The organism is Undibacterium sp. CCC3.4 (genome assembly GCF_034347425.1).
Classification (GTDB): domain Bacteria; phylum Pseudomonadota; class Gammaproteobacteria; order Burkholderiales; family Burkholderiaceae_D; genus Undibacterium.
Map to the genome: position 1 here is coordinate 2,526,643 of NZ_CP133779.1, position 23,693 is coordinate 2,550,335.

General features: G+C 55.7%; 16 protein-coding genes. 7 read left to right on the plus strand and 9 right to left on the minus strand.

Annotated elements, in window-relative coordinates:
* Nucleotides 1–6: 6 nt before the first annotated feature.
* The 7 genes from RHM61_RS11280 to RHM61_RS11310 all read right to left on the minus strand — a co-directional run bounded on the left by RHM61_RS11280 (nt 7) and on the right by RHM61_RS11310 (nt 5,669).
* Nucleotides 7–630, minus strand: a complete 624-nt coding sequence (locus RHM61_RS11280) for a Maf family protein (protein WP_322247411.1) — start codon at nt 628–630, stop codon at nt 7–9.
* 14 nt (nt 631–644) lie between these two features.
* Entirely contained in the window at nt 645–1,115 is a 471-nt protein-coding gene (gene rlmH / locus RHM61_RS11285; protein ID WP_322247412.1) for a 23S rRNA (pseudouridine(1915)-N(3))-methyltransferase RlmH, read from the minus strand.
* 120 nt (nt 1,116–1,235) lie between these two features.
* Nucleotides 1,236–1,958 (minus strand): ribosome silencing factor, encoded by a 723-nt coding sequence (rsfS, locus tag RHM61_RS11290; RefSeq protein ID WP_322247413.1) that lies wholly within the window; start codon nt 1,956–1,958, stop codon nt 1,236–1,238.
* Nucleotides 1,959–1,963: 5 nt separating this feature from the next.
* The gene (gene nadD, locus RHM61_RS11295) at nt 1,964–2,635 is read right to left on the minus strand and encodes a nicotinate (nicotinamide) nucleotide adenylyltransferase (protein WP_322247414.1); all 672 of its coding nucleotides are present in this window, start codon (nt 2,633–2,635) and stop codon (nt 1,964–1,966) included.
* Nucleotides 2,626–3,534, minus strand: a complete 909-nt coding sequence (hemF, locus tag RHM61_RS11300) for an oxygen-dependent coproporphyrinogen oxidase (RefSeq protein ID WP_322247415.1) — start codon at nt 3,532–3,534, stop codon at nt 2,626–2,628. Before hemF ends, nadD begins: the two co-directional genes overlap by 10 nt.
* A gap of 133 nt (nt 3,535–3,667) precedes the next feature.
* Complete coding sequence (purD, locus tag RHM61_RS11305; RefSeq protein WP_322247416.1) at nt 3,668–4,942, minus strand: phosphoribosylamine--glycine ligase; 1,275 nt, start codon at nt 4,940–4,942, stop codon at nt 3,668–3,670.
* A 1-nt stretch (nt 4,943) separates the two neighbouring features.
* Nucleotides 4,944–5,669 (minus strand): YebC/PmpR family DNA-binding transcriptional regulator, encoded by a 726-nt coding sequence (locus RHM61_RS11310; protein ID WP_322247417.1) that lies wholly within the window; start codon nt 5,667–5,669, stop codon nt 4,944–4,946.
* Nucleotides 5,670–5,852: 183 nt separating this feature from the next.
* Between RHM61_RS11310 and RHM61_RS11315 the strand changes: the two genes are divergently transcribed.
* The 7 genes from RHM61_RS11315 to RHM61_RS11345 all read left to right on the plus strand — a co-directional run bounded on the left by RHM61_RS11315 (nt 5,853) and on the right by RHM61_RS11345 (nt 16,209).
* A complete protein-coding gene (locus RHM61_RS11315) occupies nt 5,853–6,767 on the plus strand; it encodes a DMT family transporter (RefSeq protein WP_322247418.1) in 915 nt (304 codons plus the stop codon).
* 50 nt (nt 6,768–6,817) lie between these two features.
* Nucleotides 6,818–7,792, plus strand: a complete 975-nt coding sequence (locus RHM61_RS11320) for a quinone oxidoreductase (RefSeq protein WP_322247419.1) — start codon at nt 6,818–6,820, stop codon at nt 7,790–7,792.
* Between the two features lie 11 nt (nt 7,793–7,803).
* Complete coding sequence (locus RHM61_RS11325) at nt 7,804–7,941, plus strand: hypothetical protein (RefSeq protein WP_322247420.1); 138 nt, start codon at nt 7,804–7,806, stop codon at nt 7,939–7,941.
* Nucleotides 7,942–8,009: 68 nt separating this feature from the next.
* A complete protein-coding gene (locus tag RHM61_RS11330; protein ID WP_322247421.1) occupies nt 8,010–10,175 on the plus strand; it encodes a DUF1631 family protein in 2,166 nt (721 codons plus the stop codon).
* A 921-nt stretch (nt 10,176–11,096) separates the two neighbouring features.
* On the plus strand, nt 11,097–13,322 hold the full coding sequence (locus RHM61_RS11335; RefSeq protein WP_322247422.1) for a type I secretion system permease/ATPase: 2,226 nt from the start codon (nt 11,097–11,099) through the stop codon (nt 13,320–13,322).
* The gene (locus RHM61_RS11340; protein WP_322247423.1) at nt 13,319–14,632 is read left to right on the plus strand and encodes an HlyD family type I secretion periplasmic adaptor subunit; all 1,314 of its coding nucleotides are present in this window, start codon (nt 13,319–13,321) and stop codon (nt 14,630–14,632) included. The genes RHM61_RS11335 and RHM61_RS11340 overlap by 4 nt, the downstream gene beginning before the upstream one ends.
* A 29-nt stretch (nt 14,633–14,661) precedes the next feature.
* Complete coding sequence (locus RHM61_RS11345; RefSeq protein WP_322247424.1) at nt 14,662–16,209, plus strand: TolC family protein; 1,548 nt, start codon at nt 14,662–14,664, stop codon at nt 16,207–16,209.
* Nucleotides 16,210–16,306: 97 nt separating this feature from the next.
* Here the strand turns inward: RHM61_RS11345 and RHM61_RS11350 are convergent, their stop codons facing one another.
* Together RHM61_RS11350 and RHM61_RS11355 are read right to left on the minus strand one after the other, a co-directional pair.
* Nucleotides 16,307–18,847: an IPT/TIG domain-containing protein gene (locus RHM61_RS11350; RefSeq protein WP_322247425.1), complete on the minus strand. Its 2,541-nt coding sequence runs from the start codon at nt 18,845–18,847 to the stop codon at nt 16,307–16,309.
* 135 nt (nt 18,848–18,982) lie between these two features.
* On the minus strand, nt 18,983–23,407 hold the full coding sequence (locus RHM61_RS11355) for an Ig-like domain-containing protein (RefSeq protein WP_322247426.1): 4,425 nt from the start codon (nt 23,405–23,407) through the stop codon (nt 18,983–18,985).
* Between the last annotated feature and the right edge of the window lie 286 nt (nt 23,408–23,693).

A 23,693-nucleotide genomic window follows, 5' to 3' on the forward strand; every position in this document is an offset into this window, starting at 1 on the left:
TTCGTATTAAGAGGTAAGAATGTGAGACGCGCGCAATAACTGGCAAGTCTCAAATAAGGGTAATCCCATGATGCCAGAATAACTGCCGTTGATGTGGGAAATAAAGCGCGCCGCACCACCTTGTATGCCATAGCCGCCGGCCTTGTCGTACGGTTCAGCGCTGTCGCAGTAGGCGGCGATAGTCGCGGCGCTCAACTCGGCAAAGCTGACTTCGGAACATTGGCTGGCCGTGTGCATGCCGTCGGCTGTGCGCAGGGCGATGCAAGTCAGTACCTGATGCGTGGTGCCCGATAGTTGGCTGAGCATGGCGATGGCGTCAGCCCGGTTGGCCGGCTTGCCCAGCACTTGCTGGCCTAGCAATACACTGGTGTCGGCAGCCAGAACCGGTAGGTGCGCTAAGTTCCGCCATTGCATCACTTGCCAAGCCATGGCGGCTTTTTCTTGCGTGACGCGGGCCACGTAGTCATGCGCCAATTCGTTTGGCAACAGCAGTTCGCTGACATCGGGGCCACGCGGGGCGGCTTCGCGCAGCAGTAATACTTGGTGGGACACGCCGATTTGTTCGAGCAGGGCGCGGCGACGCGGGCTTTTCGATGCCAGATAAAGCAGGGGCGGGGTGGGGATGGGCATGGTGCTCAATTGCCTCAACTGCGGTGATACGGATGGTTTTGCGTGATCGACCAAGCGCGGTACAGTTGTTCTGCCAGTAACACGCGTACCATGCCGTGCGGTAAGGTCAGGCTCGATACCCGGATCAAGCCATCGGCTTTGGCTTTGAAACCGGCATCGAGACCATCGGCACCGCCGATCACGAAGACGATGTCGCGTCCTTCTTGCTGCCACTGTGTCAGATGCTGCGACAAAGCGACGCTGGTCCAGTCTTTGCCGTGCTCATCGAGGGCGATGATGCGGGCATTTTTAGGAATCACCGCTTCGATCTTGACGCGTTCGAGTGCCATCACGGTTTCCGCTGTCTTACTACCGGAGCGCTCGATAGGCTTGATTTCTTTGAGATGGATGCGACATTCCGGCGGCATGCGTTTGACGTATTCGTGGAAACCGGTTTCTATCCACTCCGGCATTTTATGCCCGATGGCGGCGATAAGGAGTTGCATACTGAGGGTCTGGTAAAAACAAAACAAGCATGAGGCGCGCAAACATCCGTGCTTCCTCAGGTAAAAAAATGGCTGCGCGAACGCAGCCATGGCTTCAAAATAGCTTTACGCTGCGGCGGTTTATGCCGCCGATTTGCGTGCCGGACGTTTGGCCGCGGCTTGCTTGGCCGAAGCGGCAGCCGTTTTGGTGCCGGCTACTTTGACGCGCGCACCGGTTGGAATCTTGGCAGCGACTTTTTTCACTGCCGTGCCAGCGGCAGCGGCAGCAGTTTTGCGCGGTTTGGCAGCGACTTTGGCAGCGGTCGCGGCAGCGACTGCCGTGACCGTTGTTTTACGCGGTTTGCGTGCTGGTTTTTTCTCGTCGTCGACGGTGGTTTGTATCGCCATCATGTCATGTGTCACTTCGAGCGGGGCTGATTTGCCACCGCCGACGCGACGCGTGGCACGGCTTGGTTTGTCTTCGGCTTCCGGTTCCGAAGCGGTACGCTTGGAAATACGTTTGTCGACGCCGAGCTTGATCGGCTTGTCGCCCCACAGCTCTTCGAGTCGGTAGTAAGCACGAATCGCCGGTTGCATGATATGCACGACCATGTCGCCCAAATCGACCAAGACCCATTCGCCGGTGGTTTCGCCTTCGACACTGATGACCGTGCCGCCGTTTTCTTTGACTTTGTCACGCACCGAAGCGGCCAGCGCCTTGGTTTGACGGTTTGATGTGCCGGACGCGACCAAGACACGGTCAAACAGACTCGTGAGGTGAACTGTGTCGAACAATTGAATTTCTTGTGCTTTGACGTCTTCGAGAGCCTCAACGACCAGCGTTTGTAATTTTTTGATATCCATTATTTTTAATAAATTGAATGTAGTTGTAGGTAGTCTAGCACCTTGTGAGGCACTAGCAATCTGATTGTCGGGTTATGCTGTGTTAATTCTGTCCGCAGTTGGCTGGCGGACACGTTCATTGCCAAATTCGGTTCCAGACAAACGCCACCTGCAGCCCGGGTGCGCATTGCTTGGGCACTGATTGTTCTTTTTTGCCATTCTTCGGCGATTTCCGGCGGCAGCGCCTGCAAGCTGTATCCGGGTCGCGCTGCCACGCATAAGTTAGCCAGCGTGAACAACTCGCGCCAGCGCCACCAAGTTGATAAATTCAATAACTGGTCGGCACCCATGGCCAGATTGAGTGAGGCAGCCGGACCGAATTGCTGGCGTAATTCTTGTAAAGTGTCGATGGTATAGCTGACTTCAAGACGCTCGGCGCGCCGAATTTCTTGCTGGTCGATATACACTTCACCGCCGCGCCAGTCGGCAAATGCCAGTTCCAACATGGCCACGCGTTGTGCTGCGGTCGCCGTTAAGGCCGACTTTTGCCACGGCTGGCCGGCTGGGATCAGGCGTAACTGATCGGGATGTAACAAGTCACACAGGCTTTTCGCCAAGGCGACATGGCCCAGATGAACTGGGTCAAAACTGCCGCCCAGCAGCAAAATGCAGGGCGGCTGCTCAGTCCTTACACCCATTCCCGACACACCAGAAAATCGCTTTGCAGACGCGCTTCCGCACTGCCGGCCGGGGCGCTCCAGTCATAGCGCCATTTCACCACTGGTGGCATGGACATCAGTATCGATTCGGTACGACCACCCGATTGCAGACCGAAATGGGTGCCACGATCGAAAACCAAGTTGAATTCGACATAGCGGCCGCGCCGATATGCTTGAAAATCACGTTGTTGCTCGCCATAAGCGAGCGCATCACGGCTTTCCACGATAGGGCAGTAGGCAGCGATGAAGGCATCGCCGACCGCGCGTGTCATGGCAAAACTGTGGGTAAAATCACATTCATTGAAATCATCGAAGAAAATTCCGCCGACGCCGCGTGCTTCTTTTCTGTGCGGTAAATAAAAATACTGATCGCAGGTTTGCTTGAAGCGCGGATGTAACTCGGCACCGAAGCTGTGCAATGCATCTTTGCAGCTTTGATGAAAATGTCGCGCATCGTCTTCAAAACCATAATACGGCGTCAGGTCCATCCCGCCGCCGAACCACCAGACCGCTGCTTGTCCGGCTGTTGTGGTGATGAAAAAACGCACATTCATGTGTACCGTCGGTACATACGGATTACGCGGATGCAGTACCAGCGAAACGCCCATGGCTTCCCACTGACGGCCGGCCAATTCGGGGCGGTTTGCGGCGGCCGAAGGCGGCAGATTTTTTCCCATCACATGGGAAAAATTCACGCCACCGCGTTCAAACACACGGCCCTCTTCAATCACGCGCGAAATACCGCCGCCACCTTCGCTGCGTTCCCAACTGTCACTCAGAAAGGGATTGCCATCGATGGCCTCGAGCGCTGCAACGATACGTGCTTGCAGTGCCAGTAAATAGGTTTTGACGGCGCCGCTGTCGGGCATCTCGTTCATCTCTGTCCTTGGTTTGCCTTATTTAAAAAGCAAGACGGGTTGGACAGTGTCCAACCCAGCATGGGCCGCTACGCGCGGGCAGGTAAAACTGCGCTTAGTGTTTTCGCTCAGTGCTTGCGCTCAGTGCTTGCGCTCAGTGCTTGCGATTAATCGCGCGCCAGCCGATATCATGCCGGTACTGGGCACCATCGAAATGGATTTTTTCCACCACATCATACGCGTGTTTCTGTGCCAATTTTACCGTATCACCGAGACCAACCACGCATAATACCCGACCGCCGTGCGAAGTCAGGGTTTTTTCATGCAAGCTGGTGCCGGCATGGAAGGTGACGGTGTCGGCGGTTTCGGCTGGAATGCCGGTGATTTTATCGCCTTGACGCGGGGCGTCCGGATAACCGGCCGCTGCCATCACTATGCCCATGGCGGTGCGGCGATCCCATTCGAGTTCGACGCTGTCGAGCGTCCCATTAACCGCATGTTCCATCACGCTGAGTAAATCGGTTTTCAGTCGCGCCATGATAGGCTGGGTTTCCGGATCGCCCATGCGGCAATTGAATTCCAGGGTTTTCGGGTTGCCCTGCTCATCGATCATCAGACCGGCATATAAGAAACCGGTAAACACGATGCCGTCGCGCGCCATGCCCTGTACGGTCGGGTCGATGATTTCGCGCATGACTCGTGCATGCAATTGCGGCGTGATGATCGGTGCCGGGGAATACGCACCCATGCCGCCAGTGTTAGGGCCGGCATCATGATCGAGCAAACGCTTGTGATCTTGGCTGGTAGCCAGTGGCAAAATGTTTTTACCATCGACCATGACGATGAAACTGGCTTCTTCGCCAAGCAAAAACTCTTCGATGACGACGCGGGCACCGGCATTACCGAGTTTATTATCAGACAACATCATATCGACTGCGGCATGGGCTTCGGCCAAATCCATCGCCACGACCACGCCTTTACCGGCGGCCAAGCCGTCGGCTTTGATGACAATCGGTGCGCCCTTGGCATCGATGTAGGCATGCGCCGGTGCTGGATCGGAAAAAGTTTGGTATTCGGCGGTCGGAATCGCATGACGCTGCATGAAAGCTTTGGCAAAATCTTTCGAACTTTCCAATTGCGCCGCTTCTTTGCTCGGGCCGAAAATTTTCAAGCCGCGGTCGCGGAAAATATTGACGATGCCAGCGGCAAGCGGTACTTCCGGACCAACCACGGTCAGACCGATATGTTCTTGCTCGACGAAATCAGCCAGCGCGACCGGATCGGTGATGGCGATGTTTTTGAGCCGAACATCAGCCGCCGTGCCACCGTTACCGGGGGCGACAAAAATTGTTTGCACACGTTCAGATTGTGCGAGCTTCCATGCCAGAGCATGTTCACGGCCACCAGAGCCGACCACCAGAATTTTCATATTATTCTTCTACGATAGCGTTGGTATAGACTTCTTGTACATCATCGAGATTTTCCAGGGCATCCAGCAGTTTTTGCATTTTGATGGCATCTTCGCCGGTAAATACGGTCTCGACAGCGGGTTTCATGGTCACTTCGGCCAGCTCGGGTTTGAAGCCGGCTGCTTCGAGCGTGGCACGGATGTCGGAGAGATCGAACGGCGCGCACAGCACTTCCACGCCACCTTCTTCATCGCTGATCACATCATCGGCACCGGCTTCGAGTGCTGCTTCGAGCAAGGCATCTTCATCGGTGCCGGGGGCGAACAACATTTGTCCGCAATGTTTGAACATGAAAGCGACCGAGCCTTCGTTGCCCATATTGCCGCCGAATTTATTGAAGGCATGGCGTACTTCGGCCACCGTGCGCACGCGGTTATCGGTCATGCAGTCGACGATCAGTGCGGCGCCGCCGATGCCGTAGCCTTCGTAGCGCACCTCTTCATAATTGGCACCTTCAAGGGTGCCGGCACCGCGTTGTATCGCGCGCGCGACGTTTTCTTTGGGCATATTCGCATCGGCCGCCTTTTCTACCGACAGCCGCAGCCGTGGGTTGGTTGCCACATCGTCGCCGCCCATACGGGCCGCAACCGTGATTTCTTTAATCAGACGGGTCCAGACCTTGCCGCGCTTTGCATCGGTGGCGGCTTTTTTATGCTTGATGTTCGCCCACTTACTGTGTCCTGCCATAATCGCTCTTTCCTGAATCGGCCACAGCCGGCCCGCTGGAGCAGACTGGCTTGGTTTGATATTGAAGATGAAGAGCGGCATTTTACCATAAGGGCATGCTGTACTTCTTTCAATTCGTTGTCAAAGCCGGCATCGCTTAGCTGTGCGCCCACGACTATCGTTGGAAGGCATTACAATAAGGCCATGCTTACTCTTACTTCTTCCTCGTCCGAACGCCGTCATTACTTGGGCGGCTTACTTATTGCCGTGCTTGGGGCGGTGTTGTTTTCTACCAAGGCTATCGTCGCCAAGCTGATTTACCGCTACCACGTCGATGCCGTGACGCTGATCGGTTTTCGCATGGCCTTTTCTCTGCCGGTATTTGCCGCTGTGGCGGTGTGGCAGATGCGTGCCGCCGCGCCGCTGAGTGCCGGCGAGCGCTGGCGTCTGCTGGTTTTGGGGTTGATCGGCTACTATTTGTCTTCGTTCTTGGATTTTCTTGGCTTGCAATATATCAGTGCCGGGCTGGAGCGACTGATTCTGTTTCTGACCCCCTCATTTGTGATGTTGATGTCGGTGCTGTTGTTTCGCCGTAAAGTGACGGCGCTGGAGTGGGGTGCCTTGTTGCTCAGTTATCTCGGTATTATTTTAGTATTTCTACATGATTTGAGATTCGGCGGCCAGGATGTCTTGCTCGGCTCGGCGCTGGTGTTGGGCGCGGCGATTTCTTATGCCGCCTATTTGCTACAGTCTGGGCAGTTGGTCAACAAGCTCGGTTCGCTGCGCCTGGTGGCCTATGCCATGTGCGTTTCCAGTGCCGCTTGCATAGGACAGTTTTTTTTACTGCGCCCAGCCGCGCTGCTGATCCAACCGGTGCCGGTTTACTACTTGTCAGTGGTCAATGCTATATTCTGTACTGTCCTGCCGGTGTTCATGACCATGATCGCGGTCCAACGTATCGGGGCAGCTACCGCTTCCCAAGCCGGTATGATAGGGCCGGTGTCCACCTTGTTTTTAGGGGCCGTGTTTTTGGCCGAGCCAATTACGGCTTGGCAACTGGCCGGGACTTCGCTGGTGATGGCAGGCATGTATTTATTATCCAAGAAAAAGTCGGCGTGAAGCCGTTTCCAGCGCTGCCATCAGGCAGTACACCCTTACCGGAGGCCAGCATGGTCAAAGCAGTCAGAATGGAATGTGTCGGCGGTCCTGAAGTCATGCAGTACCTTGACGTCGAGTTGGCTGCGCCGGGGCCGGGAGAAATTCTGGTTCGTCACCATGCGGTAGGGCTGAATTACATCGATGTGTATTTTCGCACCGGTTTGTATCCGCAGCCATTGCCAGCCGGATTAGGCATGGAAGCGGCAGGTGTGGTCGAAGCGGTCGGTGCCGGCGTGACGGTGTTAGCCGTCGGCGATCGCGTTGCCTATGCCGGCCGGCCTGTCGGTGCCTATGCCGAGGCAAGGGTGATGCCGGCTGACCAAGTGGTACGTTTGCCAGCCGCGATCTCGTTCGAGACCGGCGCGGCCATGATGTTGCAGGGCTTGACCGTGGAGTACCTGTTCCATCGCACCTTTCCTTTGCAAGGTGGCGTAACCATCCTGTTTCACGCCGCTGCCGGTGGCGTCGGCTTGATCGCTTGTCAATGGGCACGCGCCTTAGGCGTGACCATGATAGGCACGGTAGGCTCGGAAGAAAAAGCGAAATTGGCGAAAGAAAACGGCTGCGCCCATGTTATTAACTATAATACGGAAAATTTTGTTCAGCGAGTAGCCGAAATTACCGAAGGTAAAGGGGTTGCGGTCGTTTATGATTCTATCGGCAAAGATACCTTCATCGGTTCGCTCGATTGTCTGGCACCGCGCGGGATGATGGTCAGTTTCGGCAATGCCTCCGGCCCCGTACCACCATTCAGTCTTAATGAACTCGGCAGCCGCGGGTCCTTGTTTATTACCCGGCCCAGTTTAATGAGTTACACGGCCAAACGCGCCGATCTCGAGCAGATGGCGGCACGCTTGTTTGCGATGGTGGAGAGTGGCAAAATCAAGATTGCCGTTAACCAGCGCTATGCCTTGCGCGATGTGGCGCAGGCACATGTTGATCTGGAAGCACGAAAAACAACAGGTTCCACGGTATTAATTCCATAAGGCAAGAGAAAATGGCTCAGAATGAAGATCCCAAAGCGGCCGATAAGTCTGGCAGTCCGAAATTCGGACGCTTGCTCATCGTGCTGTTTTTTGCTGTCATGCTGATCGTGGCGATCACCTTGGGAAGCGAAGCGTATTATACGAATTAAGCCGATAGTAAATTGCATGCGATGCGTGGTGCCGGAAAATTGTAATTTAACTATTTTATTATCGAGTCATGGATACGATCCCTTTAATCACTGAATCGGAAAAGAAAAGCGAATTTTCCAGTTCCAGTCGCCTCTTGCTGCTACAAGGCTTAGTGCCAATCGCAGCGAATTTAGTCTCGTCACAGCTCGAGGCTTTTGCCTCGCGACTCACGCACGCCTTGTTTCTGGTGTCAGACCAAACGGTACGGCCGGAAGAAGCGGCCCAAAGTTTTCACGCATATCAATTACTGAAACGTAACTCCAGCAGTTTTTATCGTTTGCTGAGCTTACAAATCACCACCGTGCTGAGTAAGGAAGTGAGCGTCGTCAATACCCGTCGCAAAGCCAATGAAAATCAGTTGGCGCAGGATATTTCTTTGGTGACCTTCGAGGAAATGGAAACCCGGGTGCTGACCTCGAACCTGAGCAAAGCCTTGGAAATCCAATGTGCCGAGCAATTGGTCGCACTTAATATTCGCATCGGCCATGTACTGCGCCGCACCCCCATCAGTATTTCGCAAAATCCGTTTCGGCCGGAATTATTTATCCATGCCGTCATGCAGGCGTGGCAAGAGTTTGAAGCGAGTAAAGATAACTCGCATTGGATACTGCGCTTAATGCAAACGGAAATTTTTTTGCAACTCAACAGCGTCTATCAAGGGCTCAATGAAGCGCTGGTAGAGCGCGGCATACTGGTCGATATCGATGTCGCCAAACGCAAGAACCAAAAGCGCCCTATGCGCTCACGGCGCGATGATCTCGATGCGCGTGACCCGTATTTGGAAAATAAATTACGCAATATTTTTGCGGCACCCAGTGGTGCTCAAGCCAGTCCGCGTTTGCTCAAAAATACCGCCAGCCAGGCCAAGCAGTGGCAGAATTGGTCGGATGCGCCGGTACCGGCACACGCCGATACGGTCACCATAGACAGGCGTTTTTTTGATTACCTCAGTGGTTTGCAAAAAACTGAAACGCTGGCCGCCGCACCCTTGGGCGGTCACCATTTGCGTAATCTGTCGCAGCATGCCGAGGTCGGCGAATTGACGGCGATCGATCAGAACACGGTAGAGTTACTGGCGCGTATTTTCGACTATGTCTTTAACGATGACAGCATTCCCGATGAAATCAAAAGCCTGATCGGACAATTACAAATCCCGACCTTGAAAGTGGCCTTGCTCGATAAAGACTTCTTCTTCAAAGACAGTCATCCGGCCCGGGTTCTCATCGATACCTTGGCTAAGTCCAGCGTCTTACTCGGCAGTGAAGCCAGCGCCGAAGATCCGCTGTTTCAAATCATCGAAGGCATCGTCGAACGCGTGCAGCAAGATTTCGATCAACAAATCGAGTTGTTTTCCGATGCCGTGGCCGATCTCGAAGCCTTCCTGCAGAACGAAGACCAAGAGTCTGAGCAGGCGATTTCAGAACCGGTTGCGCTCGCGCTCAAGCAGGAAAAAATGCGGCTGGCGCGCGAGTTTGCCGAAAATGATGTCACCATGCGCGTTGATACCGGCGAAGTGGCCGGTTTTTTGGAAAAATTCCTGCAAGAACAATGGACCGGTATTCTCACGATTGCCCACAATGTGAAGCAAGAGAAACCGAATGCGCTGGAAAATGCCTTGCGCACGATGGATGATTTGATTTGGAGTTTGAAGCCGAAAAACAGTTCGGAAGAGCGCAAGGAGCTCGTCAGCAAACTGCCGGCCATGCTGACCCTGCTCAATGCCTGGCTCAATGCGATCAAATGGGATGACCCGGAACGCGTGCTGTTTTTCTCCAAACTGGCTGAGCGCCATGCCGCCATTGCCCGCGCACCTTTGGAATTTTCACCGCGCCGCCAACTTGAAATCGCCGTCAATATCGCCCAGCGTGCCAGCGAAAAGCGTCTCAATCGGCACGTCAGCGAACAGACGCAAGACGATTTACCCGATGAATGTCTGCAGATGGTCGAAGCGATGGAGCGCGGGGTGTGGCTCGATTTCAGCCGTGCTGCCGGTGTGCGCACGCGTTACAAGCTGGCTTGGGTGAGTCCGAAGCGCAGTCGGTATATTTTCAGCAATCGCCAAGGCCACGATTCATTTTCAATTTCCAGCGATGAATTAGTGGCCAAATTACGCAATGGTGACGCCGTGCGCATCTCTTTAGAGTCTTTGGTTGATCGCGCCTTGGTCGAAGCCCTGCGTGATCCGCCGGCCTGAGCCGATAAGTTAATGTATGGCGGATTCAACTACGAAGTGCAACTCGATGTTGATCAAAAATCTGACTAGGGTTTGAAACCCCGGCCAAAAGAGGCTGTCGCAAAAGCCTGATGGACGTTTTTTACACCTGAAACACCGCATACCTCGTCATTCCTGCATGCCACAGCCTCGTCATTCCCGCATGCCACAGCCTCGTCATTCCCGCATGCCACAGCCTCGTCATTCCCGCATGCTTTTGGCGGGAACCCAGCGTCGTTTTTCACACTGAAAATGCCACAATTTTTGGCATTTTCAGTTAAGCACGAACGCCGCTGGGTTCCTGCCAAAAGCGCGCAGGAATGACGTGGCCACCAGTCAGGGTAACGATACCGACTCACTACCCTTTTGCGACAGCCTCTTTTGGCCGGTGAGCGACGAAGGAGCGACGCGATGGGAGGGGATGCAAACCCCTTCCAGAGGCTTTTCCATCGTCGCTTGCGAGGATCCATTAAGTTGTTGGATGTTGTAGCGCGGTTTCTCTGATCCGAATCGGCTGGATAAAAATGGTTTGAGAATATTTTGATACAAGTCTTATTAATTTGAAATTCAATTCATACTTGTCATATCGATTGTGTGATTCGCCTCCTTTATAATTATGCCTATACTCAATGTATTGCGCCATTTTCTAGCAAACGCATAGCCATCTTGCTGATATCTCCGGTGATTGTCTGATACGGGCGATGTATTGCTTGCTTGAATTTTTTTATGCCGGCATCGCAGCCTTGCCTGATTCCGGATGCATCACTATCCCGCCGCCCGCCCTCAAAAGTTGCTGCCAGTGCAGGCAATTGAGGCGCAGGTGCGAGCGAATTGTTATCGCCAGTGTACTTACTTTGGCGGAATTCCAGTCAGTAGTGTACCGACTGGCAGTAAGGAAGAATGATGAGTGAATTGAACCGCGCGAAAGCGCCGACGACAGAACTTGAAACAAGTGAACAACTCGAGGCGAGCATCCATGCCGACCATGATGCGCTGTCAGATTCCGACAGTTTGTTACGCTGCGTGGCGTGGTTGTGTGGACACTATAAATTGTCGCGCAGTATAGCCGCGCTGTGTGCCGGTCTGCCGAAAAGTCGCAAGTTTACGCCATCGCTGGCCTTGCAAGCATTGGCCAATGCCGGTTTGACCGGTGGCATTGTCGAGCGTGCAGTACTGGCTTTACCGACGCTACTGTTGCCGGTAGTTTTGCTGCGCAAGGATCATGGCGGCTGCATGTTGCTCGGCTTTGATAGCAATGATGAGGGGGAAACCTTGGCGCGCGTGTGGATGCCAGAACTCGGCGATGCACCGGCCCTGATGACGATTGCCGAACTGAACCAAGCGTATTCCGGCTTTGCCATTCTGGTCAAGCCGCAGGCCATGGCTGACGGCCGCGCCGGTGAACCCGAACCGGAAGCAGCCGGCCACTGGCTGCTGCGCACCCTGTGGCGTTATAAGCGCGCCTATCTGAGTGCCGCGCTGGCGACCTTGCTGATCAATCTGCTGGCTTTATCGGGCACCTTTTTTACCATGAATGTGTATGACCGCGTGGTGCCTAATAATGCCTTCGTGACCTTGTGGTCGCTGGCCATCGGCGTATCTTGCGCGATGCTGTTTGAATTTCTGGCGCGCTTCGTACGGGCCTATCTGCTCGATTTGTCGGGTAAAAAAGCCGATTTGATCATGGGCTCAATGTTATTTCGACAAGCACTATCGGTGCGTATGGAACACAAACCGGCTTCGACTGGTGCCTTTGCCAACCAATTGCGCGAATTCGAATCGGTGCGCGATTTTGCCACCTCGGCGACACTCGCCTCGATTGCCGATCTGCCCTTCACCTTACTGTTTGTCGGTGTGATCTTTATGATCGGTGGGCCGTTGGGCTGGATTCCTTTGATGATGATTCCCATTATCATTATCGTCAGTGTCATTATTCAATGGCCGCTGGCGCGTGCCATGAAAGAAAATCTACAGGAATCCTCGCTCAAGCAGGGCGTGCTGATTGAAGCCATCGACGGCATGGAAGCACTCAAAGCCGTCAGCGGCGAAGGTTTTATGCAGCAGCGTTGGGAGCGTTACAGTGCATTGTCGTCGGCGACCTCGATGAAATCGAAGCGTTTGTCGACTTTGACGACCAATTTTTTCACCTTCATGCAGCAATTTGAAACCGTCATTATGGTTGTCGTTGGGGTGTATCTGATCAAGGACGGTAGCCTGACTCAGGGTGCCTTGATCGGCTCGGTGATGCTGGCCAGCCGCGCCATTGCGCCGCTTGGGCAAGTGGTTGGTCTGGCAGTGCGATTTCAGCAAGCCAAGGCAGCTCTGACTTCGCTGAACCGCTTGATGGAAATGCCGATTGACCGCGATCCGCAAACGGATTATTTGCCCAAACCAGAGTTGACTGGCCAGATCACTCTGCAAGAAGTGAAATTTGCTTATCCTGCGGTAGGCAACCAGCCCACCCCGACCATCTTGCAGGATATTAATTTGCAGATACGCAGCGGTGAACGGGTGGCCATGCTCGGTCGCGTCGGCAGCGGTAAATCGACGCTGTTGCGCCTGATCGCGCGTTTGTACTTGCCGGTCGAAGGCAAGGTGTTATGTGACGGCATCGACGCCGCTCAGGTCGATCCGGCCGACTGGCGCCGTGCGGTTGGCTATGTTGGTCAAGACAGTCGCCTGTTTTACGGTACCCTGCGGCAGAACATCACGATCGGCCATCCGGGGGCCAGCGCCGCAGAAATCATGCGTGTACTGCAACTGGTCGGGCTGGAGCAGATGGTCAGAAAACATCCGCTCGGGATTAACTTGCCAGTCGGTGAAATGGGACAATCGCTCTCGGGTGGACAACGCCAATTGGTAGCGCTGGCGCGTTGCCTGCTGTGTCGCCCCAAACTGCTGCTGCTCGATGAGCCGACCAGTGCCATGGATAGCCAGACCGAAAGCAAATTTATGGAGCATCTGGCGCGCTCGATCGAAGGGCAGACCGTGCTCATCGTTACCCATCGGCCCTCGCTGCTGGCGCTGGTCGAGCGCATCATCGTCATCGACGATGGCAAGGTAGTCTCCGATGGACTCAAGACTGAAGTGTTGGCGGCTTTGGCTGCCCCGGCAAAGAAAGCAGCATGATGGAAATTAGCAGTCAAATCGCCGCTCTTCGGACTGCCTTCAGCGCTTGGCGCGGTCAATTCAGATTCTCGCTCGGCCAGCCCGCGCGCCGCGCCGAGCAACGCCCCGGCTTACGCGCCGGCGACGCCGCCTTCATCGATGACATCCAAGATGCCATGATGGCGCAGTCGCCGACCAGCAGCAGCCTGGTGCTCTATTTGGTCGCGCTGGTCATGCTGTCTGGCTTGGTCTGGGCGTATTTTGCACGGGTCGAGGAAGTTACCCGCGGCAATGCTAAAATTATTTCTAAAAGCCGCGAACAAGTGGTGCAAAGCGTCGACGGCGGTATTCTGGTCGATCTCAAAGTGCGCGAAGGGCAAGTGGTCGAGAAGGGCGAGATTCTGCTCAAAATCGATCCGACTCGCGCCAATGCCGCCTATCGCGAGGGGCTGTCAAAAAAAATCAGCCTCAAGGCCGATATTGCGCGCCTCAAAGCCGAAGCGTATCGCCAGCCTTTGCAGTTTCCGGATGATGTGGCGGAACATAAAGCCGTAGTGCAGCAGCAAACACTGTCCTATCAGTCGCGCCGCCAGGCGCTGGAACAAAGCATCGCTGCGGTACAAAACAGTTATGAATTGGTGATGAATGAATTGACGTTGACGACGCCGCTGGCAGAACGGGGACTCATTTCACAGGTGGAAATTTTACGCATGCAAAGGCAGGCCAATGATTTGCGCACCCAGATGACGGAATTACGCAACCGCTTTCAGGCCGATGCGAATACGGAACTTGGGCGCGCCGAAGCCGAACTCGACCAGACTGAAGAACGGGTGGTCGGCCAAGCCGACATGGTGACCCAGGCCACCGTGCTGGCGCAGGTACGTGGCACCGTCAAGAATGTGCGGGTCAGTAGTCTGGGTGCGGTGATCCAGCCTGGCGAAGTGATCATGGAAATTATACCGCTCGAAGACCAGCTGTTGGTAGAAGCCAAGATCAAGCCGGGCGACATTGCTTTCCTGACACCTGGTTTGGCGGCGACGGTGAAAATCAGCGCCTACGACTATGGCGTCTACGGCGGACTGAAAGGTACTTTACAACACATCAGTCCGGACACCTTCAATAATGAGCAACGCGTCGCCGGCGCTGAAGATGAAACCTATTACCGCGCGTTGGTCTTGACTGAGCACGGCAGCTTGGAAGCCGGCGGCAAATCGCTGCCCATTATTCCCGGCATGACCGCGACAGTGGAAATTCGCACTGGCGAGAAGACGATACTCGACTATCTGCTCAAGCCGATTTTGAAAGCCCGCGAAGCGTTCCGGGAACGGTGATACGGATAGACCCGTCAGAACAAAATGCTATGAGTAATTCGACCATGTTGAAAAAAAATCTGCCCCCACAAGCGCTACCCCCGCTGCTGTGCTGCGCTGGTCTGCTGTTGTTTCTGCTACAACCGGCTCATGGCCGCATCACAATGATGCATGAGCTGCTGCCATCGGCGAACTCGACATTCGCCGGATTACACGGGAGTGCCAGACAGAAGCTTGCCTCGGCCGACGGCGCTGACGCGCTGCCAAGCGAACCGGCAGTCCGGCTGCGCAGCGGTGCTGGCGACGAATTCGCCGTTGTGCTCGAGCGCTGGGTCGGTGATGACGCTGCCGGCGACCCGGCCGGCCGCTCTGGCTTGCCGCACTTGGTGCCGATAGTCCAGACCGCCATGCTGCATAATCCCAGCATACGGCAATATCAGGCGGAATGGTATGCGGCGCAGTCTGATGTGGCCGCGGTCAAGGGGCAACGCTGGCCAAAATTAGAAATTAATGCCGCCAGTCCCGAGGCCCGCTTCGGTGGCTCGCCCGAGGCCGAAATGCCCGATGCCGTGGCGCAGCTCAGCATGAGTGCCGTCATTCCCGTATTTGACTGGGGCCGCATCGACCAAACTGAGAAAAGCCGTAACCACGCCGAAAACGCGGCGCGCCAACGTTACCGTAGCGCGCTCGAAGAATCGGCCTATGAAGTGGCCGGTAGCGTGCTTGAGCTACGCCGCGCCCAAATTTTGACCGATATCAGCGTTGCCTATGTCGAGCGCATGCGCGCTTTGGTGGCCATGATGGAAGAAATCGTCAAGGCCGATCGCGGTCGTCTGAGCGAACTGATACAGTCGAAAGCCAAGCTGCTGCAAGCCGAAATCGGGCGGGATAATTATGCCACCAAGGTGCGCGAAGCCGAGCTCAATCTACGCAAGCTCAGTGGTGCCGACTATGCCAAAATGCTCGGCCCGGCCGACAGCGAGCCGCAGGCCCCGCAGCTGAGCGAGGTGTTGGCGCGGACCAACAGCAATCCGCTGGTGCTGCAGGCCGGCCATGAAGCCGCTGCCGCTGATGCCTCGGCCGATGCGCTGCGCGCCGCTGCCAAGCCGCAGCTTAACTGGGTTTTTAACAAGGCTTTCGGCGATGACGTTTACGGCCGCTCACAACCGTGGAATACCAAGCTGACGCTCAGCTGGGTTGGCTTCGACGGTGGTGCGAGCTCGGCCTCGGTGGCGGCCGCCAAGCTGCGCGCTGGCGCGAGTCGCGAGCGGCGCGAGCAGATTTTGCTCGATCAGGAATTCATGGTCCGCGCCGCTCATCAAGATAATCAAACCCAGACCGAACGGCAGCGCTCTTATGCTGCCCTGACGCGAGAAACCACCGCCGTGCGCAAGGCATTTTTTGAACAATGGTATTACCTTGGTAAGCGCAGCCTGCTCGACGTGCTTTCGGCCGAGAGCGATAATTATGCCAACCAGGTCAACCAAGTCAATAGCCGCTACGATAGCTATGGGGCAGTATTCCGTATCTACAAGGCTGGCGGACAATTCGTCGACTGGCTGGAACAGGGTGCCAACGGCAAGGCCAGTTCAGGGTAACTGGCCGCGCCGAACCCCTAAAAAAACCCCGCACTTCAAAATAGAAGGCGGGGTGGAAAAGATTGGCCCGAAAGTACGCCTCAGTTTATGGCGCTGCTCAGAATTGCACTTCTTCTATTTTAGTGTTGATACCGTCGCTCAGGCCGATCGTCATGCTGCGTGCATCGGCGCTCCATTCGGTCTGGAACACCCCGCCGGTTTCCATCACCGCCACGGCTTGAATACCTTGATCGGTGATTTTTGTCAGGCTCATCCATGGCCAGCGTTTGGCATCCCAGTTCAGCGTCATTTGCTTGCCGTCGATGTGGTAGCTGCCCCATGAGCTTGTTTTGGCACCTGCCAATACTGGCACTGGCAGGGCATTTCTTGCCAGCGGCGCGGCTTGTGCGCCCACCGTTGCCAGCTTGTTGTTGCCGCGAACAAGTTGTATCGATTTGATCTGGTCGATGGCGGTAATGGTGGCTGAAAAATACGCATCATCGGTGGCTTTGCTATGTGTCGGTTTTTGTATCGTCAATGGATACAGGTAGACGCCCTGATTGGTTTGCACTTCCAGCATGACATCGTTCTTTTTGGCCGCCACGACGGGTGAGACGGCATAGGTGTCAGGCGTGCCGAGTTTGCGCATGAGCGGCGACAATCGACTGCGCGATTGCGTGCTGTCGATGGTACCCGTTACATGAATGACGGGGCTGACGACTTCTTGCGAATGTCCAACTGGCTTGGCGCTAAGCGGTGAGGTGCGTTCCAGATGCGCATACATCGCGGCAAATGAATAATCGGAAAAACTATCCAAATTCGAACCGCTATCCATCAGGTCGCGGCCGCCGCCATCGCTGCGTTGGAATTGCCAGTTATCCAGCGAGCGCATAATCCAACCGGTTCCAGTGGGTCCCAGAGGATAATTATTTTTCCCAGTCGCTGCGCTGATGAACGCGTCTGGCCCCAGCCAGATAGGGTAAAGCGGTGTTGCGGCTGTGATCTGAGACATATCAGCTGGTGAGCTTGCGCTGGCATTTGTGTATGGATACCAGTACTCTTGGTTATACAGGTCGTGCAGCCCCATAGTATGGCCAAGTTCATGCAGCGTCACACCGCGGCCGTGGCCACCGACGGCAGCGTTGCCGCCAAAGAATGCCCTCCCAGAGCTAATGTTGTAGTTGGTCTTAATTCCGTAATACAAATCGTAGCTTTTCGGATTCGATGCTTCGCGGATTTGATTGATGCGGTAGACAGCTTTTACATCATCATGCTGCGCTGCGTACAGCGAGGCGAGAGGGTCGGATTTTTCCGTGACAAAATCGATTTCACTGAGCGGGAAGGCTTGGCGAATTTCCTTTTTCAAGTTTTCCATCGTCGCCGCTGTCATCGTCGGATTACCATTGCTTTTGAGTGGGATAAAATGCACTTTCTTATACGTTGCCAGACCAAGAACGCCGGGAGCGGGCACGTAAGCAAAGCGTTCGATTTTATCTGGGGTGCGCAAGTCTTTGGCTTCGATGGAAAACTCGAAGCCCTGTTGCACCCATTCGGCCGCAATGACATAGCTGTGGCTGCTCTCGAGGCTGGCACCATGAGCGGGAATTTCAGGGCTGCCGGTTGCTGGGCCATTCATGCGCACGGTCATTTGCTGTTGTGTGCCTTTCGATGCATCGCCTTTTTTGACAGTCAGGCGTACGTCCGGTTTGGTTTCTGAGTTGACGCTGCCTTCTTTGAAGCGCACACGTATCATCATGGCACGGCCAGGAACAATCCGCAGATAGGGGCTGAGCTGGGGTTGGTTAACCGAGTGCATATAGCTTTGCGCCAGATCGATATCGCCTAATTGCAGACTGGCGGCGAGGTTTTCTACGGTGAGTATGCCGGCCGAGAAAGAATCGGTAGCGCTGCCCATACCATCGTCGCGGCGATGGTGCAGGACGACCGAGCCGCTGGCGGCGCCGGTCGGTACCAGGAATTCCACTTCCGTATTACTGCGTTTTTGTATCGTTGCGGTTTGCTCGCCCATGCTGATGCGTTCGACCAGATACATGCGCTCGCCGGTGATGCGCACGGCTTGTCCGACCTGAGCCTTGGCATGGCTCATCGCGCTGACTTTCGGTGCTACCGGTGGTCCGACATAGGGGCCGTTAACCGTTGCGCCATCTTCGCGCTGCAAGCGCAGTGCGAACGTGCCGCCTGGTGTATTAGCCGGTATTTTGGAGGTAATGCGGTTGCCAGAAACATAGGTCACCGGCAATTCGGTTTCGCCCCAGAATAATTTGATGCCGGTGGAAAAACCGCTGCCATTGATGATTACGGCGTTACCTGGTTTGGGCAGCTTAGGCATCATGGAGATAAAGCTCAGACCTGGCGGCTGTGCCTGGCGACTGATCCGGGTGAAACTCGGTGTGGCGGATGCGGCCGGGGCCGAGGCCGGTACCGCGCCGTCGGCGGCGATGACGGGCGTGGACGTGTCGTCTGGTTGCGGTGAGGCGGTGTGTAGTTCATCGCTTGCGCCGATCAAGCCGCTGCGCGCGTCGGCATTGACGGCCGGGCTATCCGTGCCGCCGCCGCAGGCGGATAACACTAAGGCTGCCAGCAAGACGCTGACCGAAGAAACCGGGCGCCATGGTTGGCGTGCTAAGGTGGAGTGCATCATAAAAATCCTATAAAAATCTTGTATTAGTTCGCCTGCATCGGCAGGCGGCTTGGTGTGTTGCTGATTTGTGCCGGAGGCGCTGACGCCTCCGGCTTGTTGCATGCCGGGTGTTGTTAACACGTCGGCAATGGTTTACAGAGACAAGCTGAGATCCTGCTGTAACTGCAACTCATCGATCAGTGTCATCGACTGATAATGTGTCATTGCCGCGGCCATTTCTGCCGTGGCTGGCGCAACGTGGTCGACTGCTTGGTACGGTGGCAGCAGATCGATAGCGCCTTGAGCCAGCAGATCGGACTGCGCGAGTACGGTGTCAGATGGCGCTTCTGTGGGCTGACTGGCCATGTGCAACAGTTGGCTCAGCAGATCTTGCTCGCTGTTTTCCATACTGGTGCGCGCTGACTGTGTGGCATCGCTATCGACGATGCTGAACTCTTTGGCCGTGCTGGCCAGACTATGATTGCCAGCCAGATCGACCGCGATCACTGTGAAGCGGTGTGAGCCTAGGCTCAGATCTTCGCTCGGCGTGAAAGACCAACTGCCGTCTGGATCAACCAGGCTGCTGCCGATTTGCTTGCCGTTGTCCATGATGATCATGCTATGGACATCATTGCCGCTGCGGCCTTCTCGTCCGTGCAGGATGGGTTGGCGGTCTTCGGTGCTGTCCCCTCTCAGCACGCCGACGCTGCCTCCCGCTCCCTCATCGATGGACACACTGAAGTAAGGCTGATCCGGCCGCTCGGTATCAATGGTAAACAGCAGATCTTCGATGGCGCGGTAGTCATTGTTGCTGTCGAGAGCAACGATGCTCAGCGTATGGCTGGTTTCAGCCAGGTTGTGATCGAACGTGAAGGTCCAGCGCTGATTCTCGCCGACGCTGGTGCGGCCGAGTTCTATGCCACTTTGGTCGTAGATGACAATTTTGTCGCCGCTGATGCCAGCGCCGGACAGGGTAGGCCGGGCCGTGTTGCTCATGCCATTGATCAGCCAGGCGGTGGACACCAGCGCGCTGTCGTCCGTCTCGATTGGTTTGCTCGCGCTTGCGCCCGGCAATATGCTCAAGTTCAGCACATCGCTGATTTCGCTGACATGGCCGGCTTGATCGCGAATGATTACGGTCAGAGCGTGCGTGCCTTCTGGCAGATCTGCGCTCGGTTGGAAGAACCACGTACCATCCCCGTCAACCTCGCTCTGGCCCAGAATGCCACCCTGCTGATCGTAGATGGTGGCGGTGTACAGCGAGCTATCGCGCGGCGCGCCTTCAGTAGTGCTACCCCAAAGGGTAGGACGCGAGTTAAGCGTGCTCTCGGCATCACCGTCATGACTATCGCTTGGCTGCAGCGCGATGCTAGATTTGCCCGGCGCGATCGTATCGACCACGACACTCACAAAACTATGGTGGTAAGGAACCTCGCGCGGTTCGCCGTCCGCGGTGGTGGCGCGCACTCTCAAGCTTTGATAGCCTTGTGCCACGGCGACCGTTGTGGTCAGCGTCCAGCTGCCGTCACGGCCGACTATGGCTTCGCCCAGTGCTTGACCATCCTGGGTGTAGACAGTGATTTTGTCGCCGCGTATGCCGTAGCCTGAGAGCGTAGGATGCGCACTGAAGCCATCGATGTGCGCGCCGCCTACGGCAAAACCAGCTTGTAAGTTAGCGCTGATATTGAAGTCGAGTTCGCCGAGCGGGGTGCTGACGGCGCTGCCGGGGGCGGTAACGCTGGCTGACAAAATGTGCGCCCCGTCCTCAAGCTGTAGATTATTTGGCAGCGACCAGGTGCCTTGTGCGTCGACTGGCACCGAGGCGATCCAGGTACCGTTGTGATAGATGGAGATGGTGGCGCCGGCTATCGCGTTGCCCGACAGATTGACCTGCTTCACGGTGCTGGTGTCGGCGTTGAGTATTTCTACTCCGGCGGCATTGACAACATGGAAGGCTTGGCTTGCGTCCAGCACTGGTGCCGGTTCGACGATGGCCGGTGTTGGGTCGATCGTGATACTGTGCGGCCGACTCATCTCGCTGACATTGCCGGCCAGATCGGTGATGCTGATGGTGAGATCGTGTTTGCCATCGGCCAGATCAGTCAGCGGTTGGAACGACCATACGCGTTCGGGTGTCACCGTGGCTTGCCCGAGGAAATCACCATTGTCATAGATGTCAACGCGCCCGCCCGGTTCGCCGAAGCCGTTCAGCAGTGGACGCGGATCATCGGTGCTCGCGTGGTCGAGCAAGCCGCCCTGAATCTCGCCAACGGTGTCATTGATCTGAAAGTAGGGCTGCTCTGGTGCTTCAAAGTCACTGACGAAGGACAGGGCATTGGCATGGATAGTCACATTGTTATCGGCATCGACGGCGCGCAGACTCAGGCGTTGTACACCCGAGAGCAGATCGGCGCTGATGGTCAGCGACCAGATGCCTTGCGGATTGACTTCGGCCGTGCCGAGCGCGATACCGGCATTGCCGATCAGGGTGATTTGCTCGCCTGGCTTGCCGGTTCCGGAAAATTGTGGGCGCACAAGATTGGTGGTGCCATTGGCGAACCAGTCGGGGGCGTTGAAGTTTGGTTTGCCTGCCACGATAGGGTGGACGTCATACGTGGTGTCGGTCGTGAAATGCAGTTCCTCGCTCTGTACGCTGTTATTGCCGGCGGCATCGGTGGCTTCGGCTACCAGACGGTGTGCGCCATCGGCCAGCTTGTCGACACGCACCGACCAATTGCCATCGGCATCGACTTCGGTATTGGCGACAAATACTTTTCTGGGCAAGGGATTACCATCGGCACCGGGTTTGGCATGGGCGAGAGATGTGCCAGGGTCCTGGAGTCCAGGAATAGATATGATGTCGCCAGGTGTGCCATTGCCAGGTGTGCTAGGGTAAAAGAGTTCAAAAATAGATATGATGTCGCCAGGTGTGCCGCGGCCGGACAAAGTTGGTCGTGCGTCGTCGCTGCTAGCGTTTTGGGCGATTCCGCCGTATTGGTAGCCGACGCCATCAGTGATGAGGATGTCGCTTAATTTCTCTGGTGCCTGCGTGTCTATCGTCATGGGCATGATGTCACTGTGAGGGCTGACACGGTTTTCCAGATCGGTGATAGTGACGCTCAGTTGGTATTGGCCATCGTCCAGCGCGGTGATTTGTTTATAGTTCCAGTTTCCATTGGGCTCAACACGGGTGATGGCGATTACCTCGCCCTTGTTGTAGATGGTGACCAGGCTACCGGCTGGTGCCTCGGTTTGGCCAAAAATTTCCGGCGTATTGTCATCGGTCAGTCCATCGTCAAAGAGTATGCCAAAATGACCAGCATTGCTGTAAGCACCCTCATTGTCGTAGACGAAAAATGTCGGTTTGTCCGGTGCACCGGCAACGACGACTGCTTCGGTGACAGGCGCAATGACCGGCTCTGTCACTGGTTCAACGACAGGTTCAACGACAGGTTCAACGACAGGTTCAATGACAGCTGCGAGGCTGTCGACGATGGTAAAGCTCAGCGAGTTTGCCGCGCTGGAATTCATGGCAGCATCCATGGCATACACGGTCAGATCATTGACACCGAGCTCAAGATCGGTGGCGAGATCAAGCTTCCAGTTGCCGAATTGATCGACCTCAGCAGTACCGAGTTCACCACTATTGCCGAAGACATAGATGATGTTGCCGGCTTCGCCGCTGCCTGACAGCGTAGGGCGCAGGGTGTCGATGGTCGCGCCATTGGCGATGACTTCACTGGCAGCGTTGCTGACATGAAATTCGGGCAGCTTTGGTGCCGTGATGTCAACGGTAAACAGGAACGGCGCGCTCGCTGCGCTGACATGCGCTTCGTAACTGGCGCTCACGCTGAGGCTGTGTTGGCCTGCGTCGAGTTCGAAGTTGGGCGAGTAAGACCAGAAGCCGGTTTCATCGACATCGGTTGAGCCGATCAGCTTGCCGTCAAGATAAACGTTGATAGTGTGCTTGGCCAGTGCTGGATCGGTATAGCTCAATTGCGGCTGGTTTGAGCCAGCATAGCCGTTGGCTTCGATTGCTTGGCCCAGATTGTCGACTATCTCGAAGACGGGTGGCGCAATCGCTGAGGCTTCTTTGGTGGCGATGGTGAAGCTGACGGCTTCGCTCGCTGCACCAGTGGCGCGGCCAGGGCCGCTGACGACGATGGAAAGGCTGTGCGCGCCATCGTCGAGCGTGGGCACATAAGTCCAGGAACCGTTGGCCTTGACGTTGACGCTGGCGATCTGGCGGCCATGGTCATAGATGGCGATGGTGTCGCCGGGCTTGGCGTTGCCCATCATCATAGTCGTGTCGTCGTCGGTGCGATCGCCATTTTTAATTTGACCGGTTTGCTTGCCTTTGTTATCGAGCAGGCGGAACACTGGTGCATTGGGTGCGGCGACGGTGACTGGCGCTGCGCTGGCAGCGCTGCCAGTCGCGGCTACTGGCACGGTGTCGACCTCGGCGAGCAGGCTGGGCTTGGCCTTGCTCGAGGCCGGACGCAGCGGCTGTGGTGCCGCAATGTTGTGGTTGGCGCCGGCCAGCGCTGTTGCTGTGGTGTGGGGGGGCTGCTCAGTCATTTTCTGAGAAGTTGACAGCTTGATTTTCTGTTTCAAAGTGGATTGCTCCATAAAAATTTAGGGGTAAGCGCATTTTTTTAAAAAAGCGGCTTATTTTCTGATTTGCATTTTTTTCGGCTTACTTCAAGCTAAGCGGCATGACTATGGCGGCTGCAGGTGCAGGCCATAGTCAGCTCGGTCAGCTCAGGCATTGGGGTGCCGCGCCATGGCGGAAGCCGCACTATCCCCTGCGATCAAGCGAGTGCTGCTGGCTGGATCGCGTGCTGTTAGAACCATCAAATTTTGT

Bases quoted from the DNA above. Each gene is read 5' to 3' on its own strand.
- RHM61_RS11355 (WP_322247426.1), bottom strand. From the start codon at position 23,407: ATGACTGAGCAGCCCCCCCACACCACAGCAACAGCGCTGGCCGGCGCC.
- RHM61_RS11280 (WP_322247411.1), bottom strand. From the start codon at position 630: ATGCCCATCCCCACCCCGCCCCTGCTTTATCTGGCATCGAAAAGCCCG.
- RHM61_RS11340 (WP_322247423.1), top strand. From the start codon at position 13,319: ATGATGGAAATTAGCAGTCAAATCGCCGCTCTTCGGACTGCCTTCAGC.
- RHM61_RS11315 (WP_322247418.1), top strand. From the start codon at position 5,853: ATGCTTACTCTTACTTCTTCCTCGTCCGAACGCCGTCATTACTTGGGC.
- hemF (WP_322247415.1), bottom strand. From the start codon at position 3,534: ATGAACGAGATGCCCGACAGCGGCGCCGTCAAAACCTATTTACTGGCA.
- RHM61_RS11345 (WP_322247424.1), top strand. From the start codon at position 14,662: ATGAGTAATTCGACCATGTTGAAAAAAAATCTGCCCCCACAAGCGCTA.
- rlmH (WP_322247412.1), bottom strand. From the start codon at position 1,115: ATGCAACTCCTTATCGCCGCCATCGGGCATAAAATGCCGGAGTGGATA.
- RHM61_RS11310 (WP_322247417.1), bottom strand. From the start codon at position 5,669: ATGGCAGGACACAGTAAGTGGGCGAACATCAAGCATAAAAAAGCCGCC.
- RHM61_RS11330 (WP_322247421.1), top strand. From the start codon at position 8,010: ATGGATACGATCCCTTTAATCACTGAATCGGAAAAGAAAAGCGAATTT.
- rsfS (WP_322247413.1), bottom strand. From the start codon at position 1,958: ATGGATATCAAAAAATTACAAACGCTGGTCGTTGAGGCTCTCGAAGAC.
- RHM61_RS11325 (WP_322247420.1), top strand. From the start codon at position 7,804: ATGGCTCAGAATGAAGATCCCAAAGCGGCCGATAAGTCTGGCAGTCCG.
- RHM61_RS11335 (WP_322247422.1), top strand. From the start codon at position 11,097: ATGAGTGAATTGAACCGCGCGAAAGCGCCGACGACAGAACTTGAAACA.
- RHM61_RS11320 (WP_322247419.1), top strand. From the start codon at position 6,818: ATGGTCAAAGCAGTCAGAATGGAATGTGTCGGCGGTCCTGAAGTCATG.
- RHM61_RS11350 (WP_322247425.1), bottom strand. From the start codon at position 18,847: ATGCACTCCACCTTAGCACGCCAACCATGGCGCCCGGTTTCTTCGGTC.
- purD (WP_322247416.1), bottom strand. From the start codon at position 4,942: ATGAAAATTCTGGTGGTCGGCTCTGGTGGCCGTGAACATGCTCTGGCA.
- nadD (WP_322247414.1), bottom strand. From the start codon at position 2,635: ATGGGTGTAAGGACTGAGCAGCCGCCCTGCATTTTGCTGCTGGGCGGC.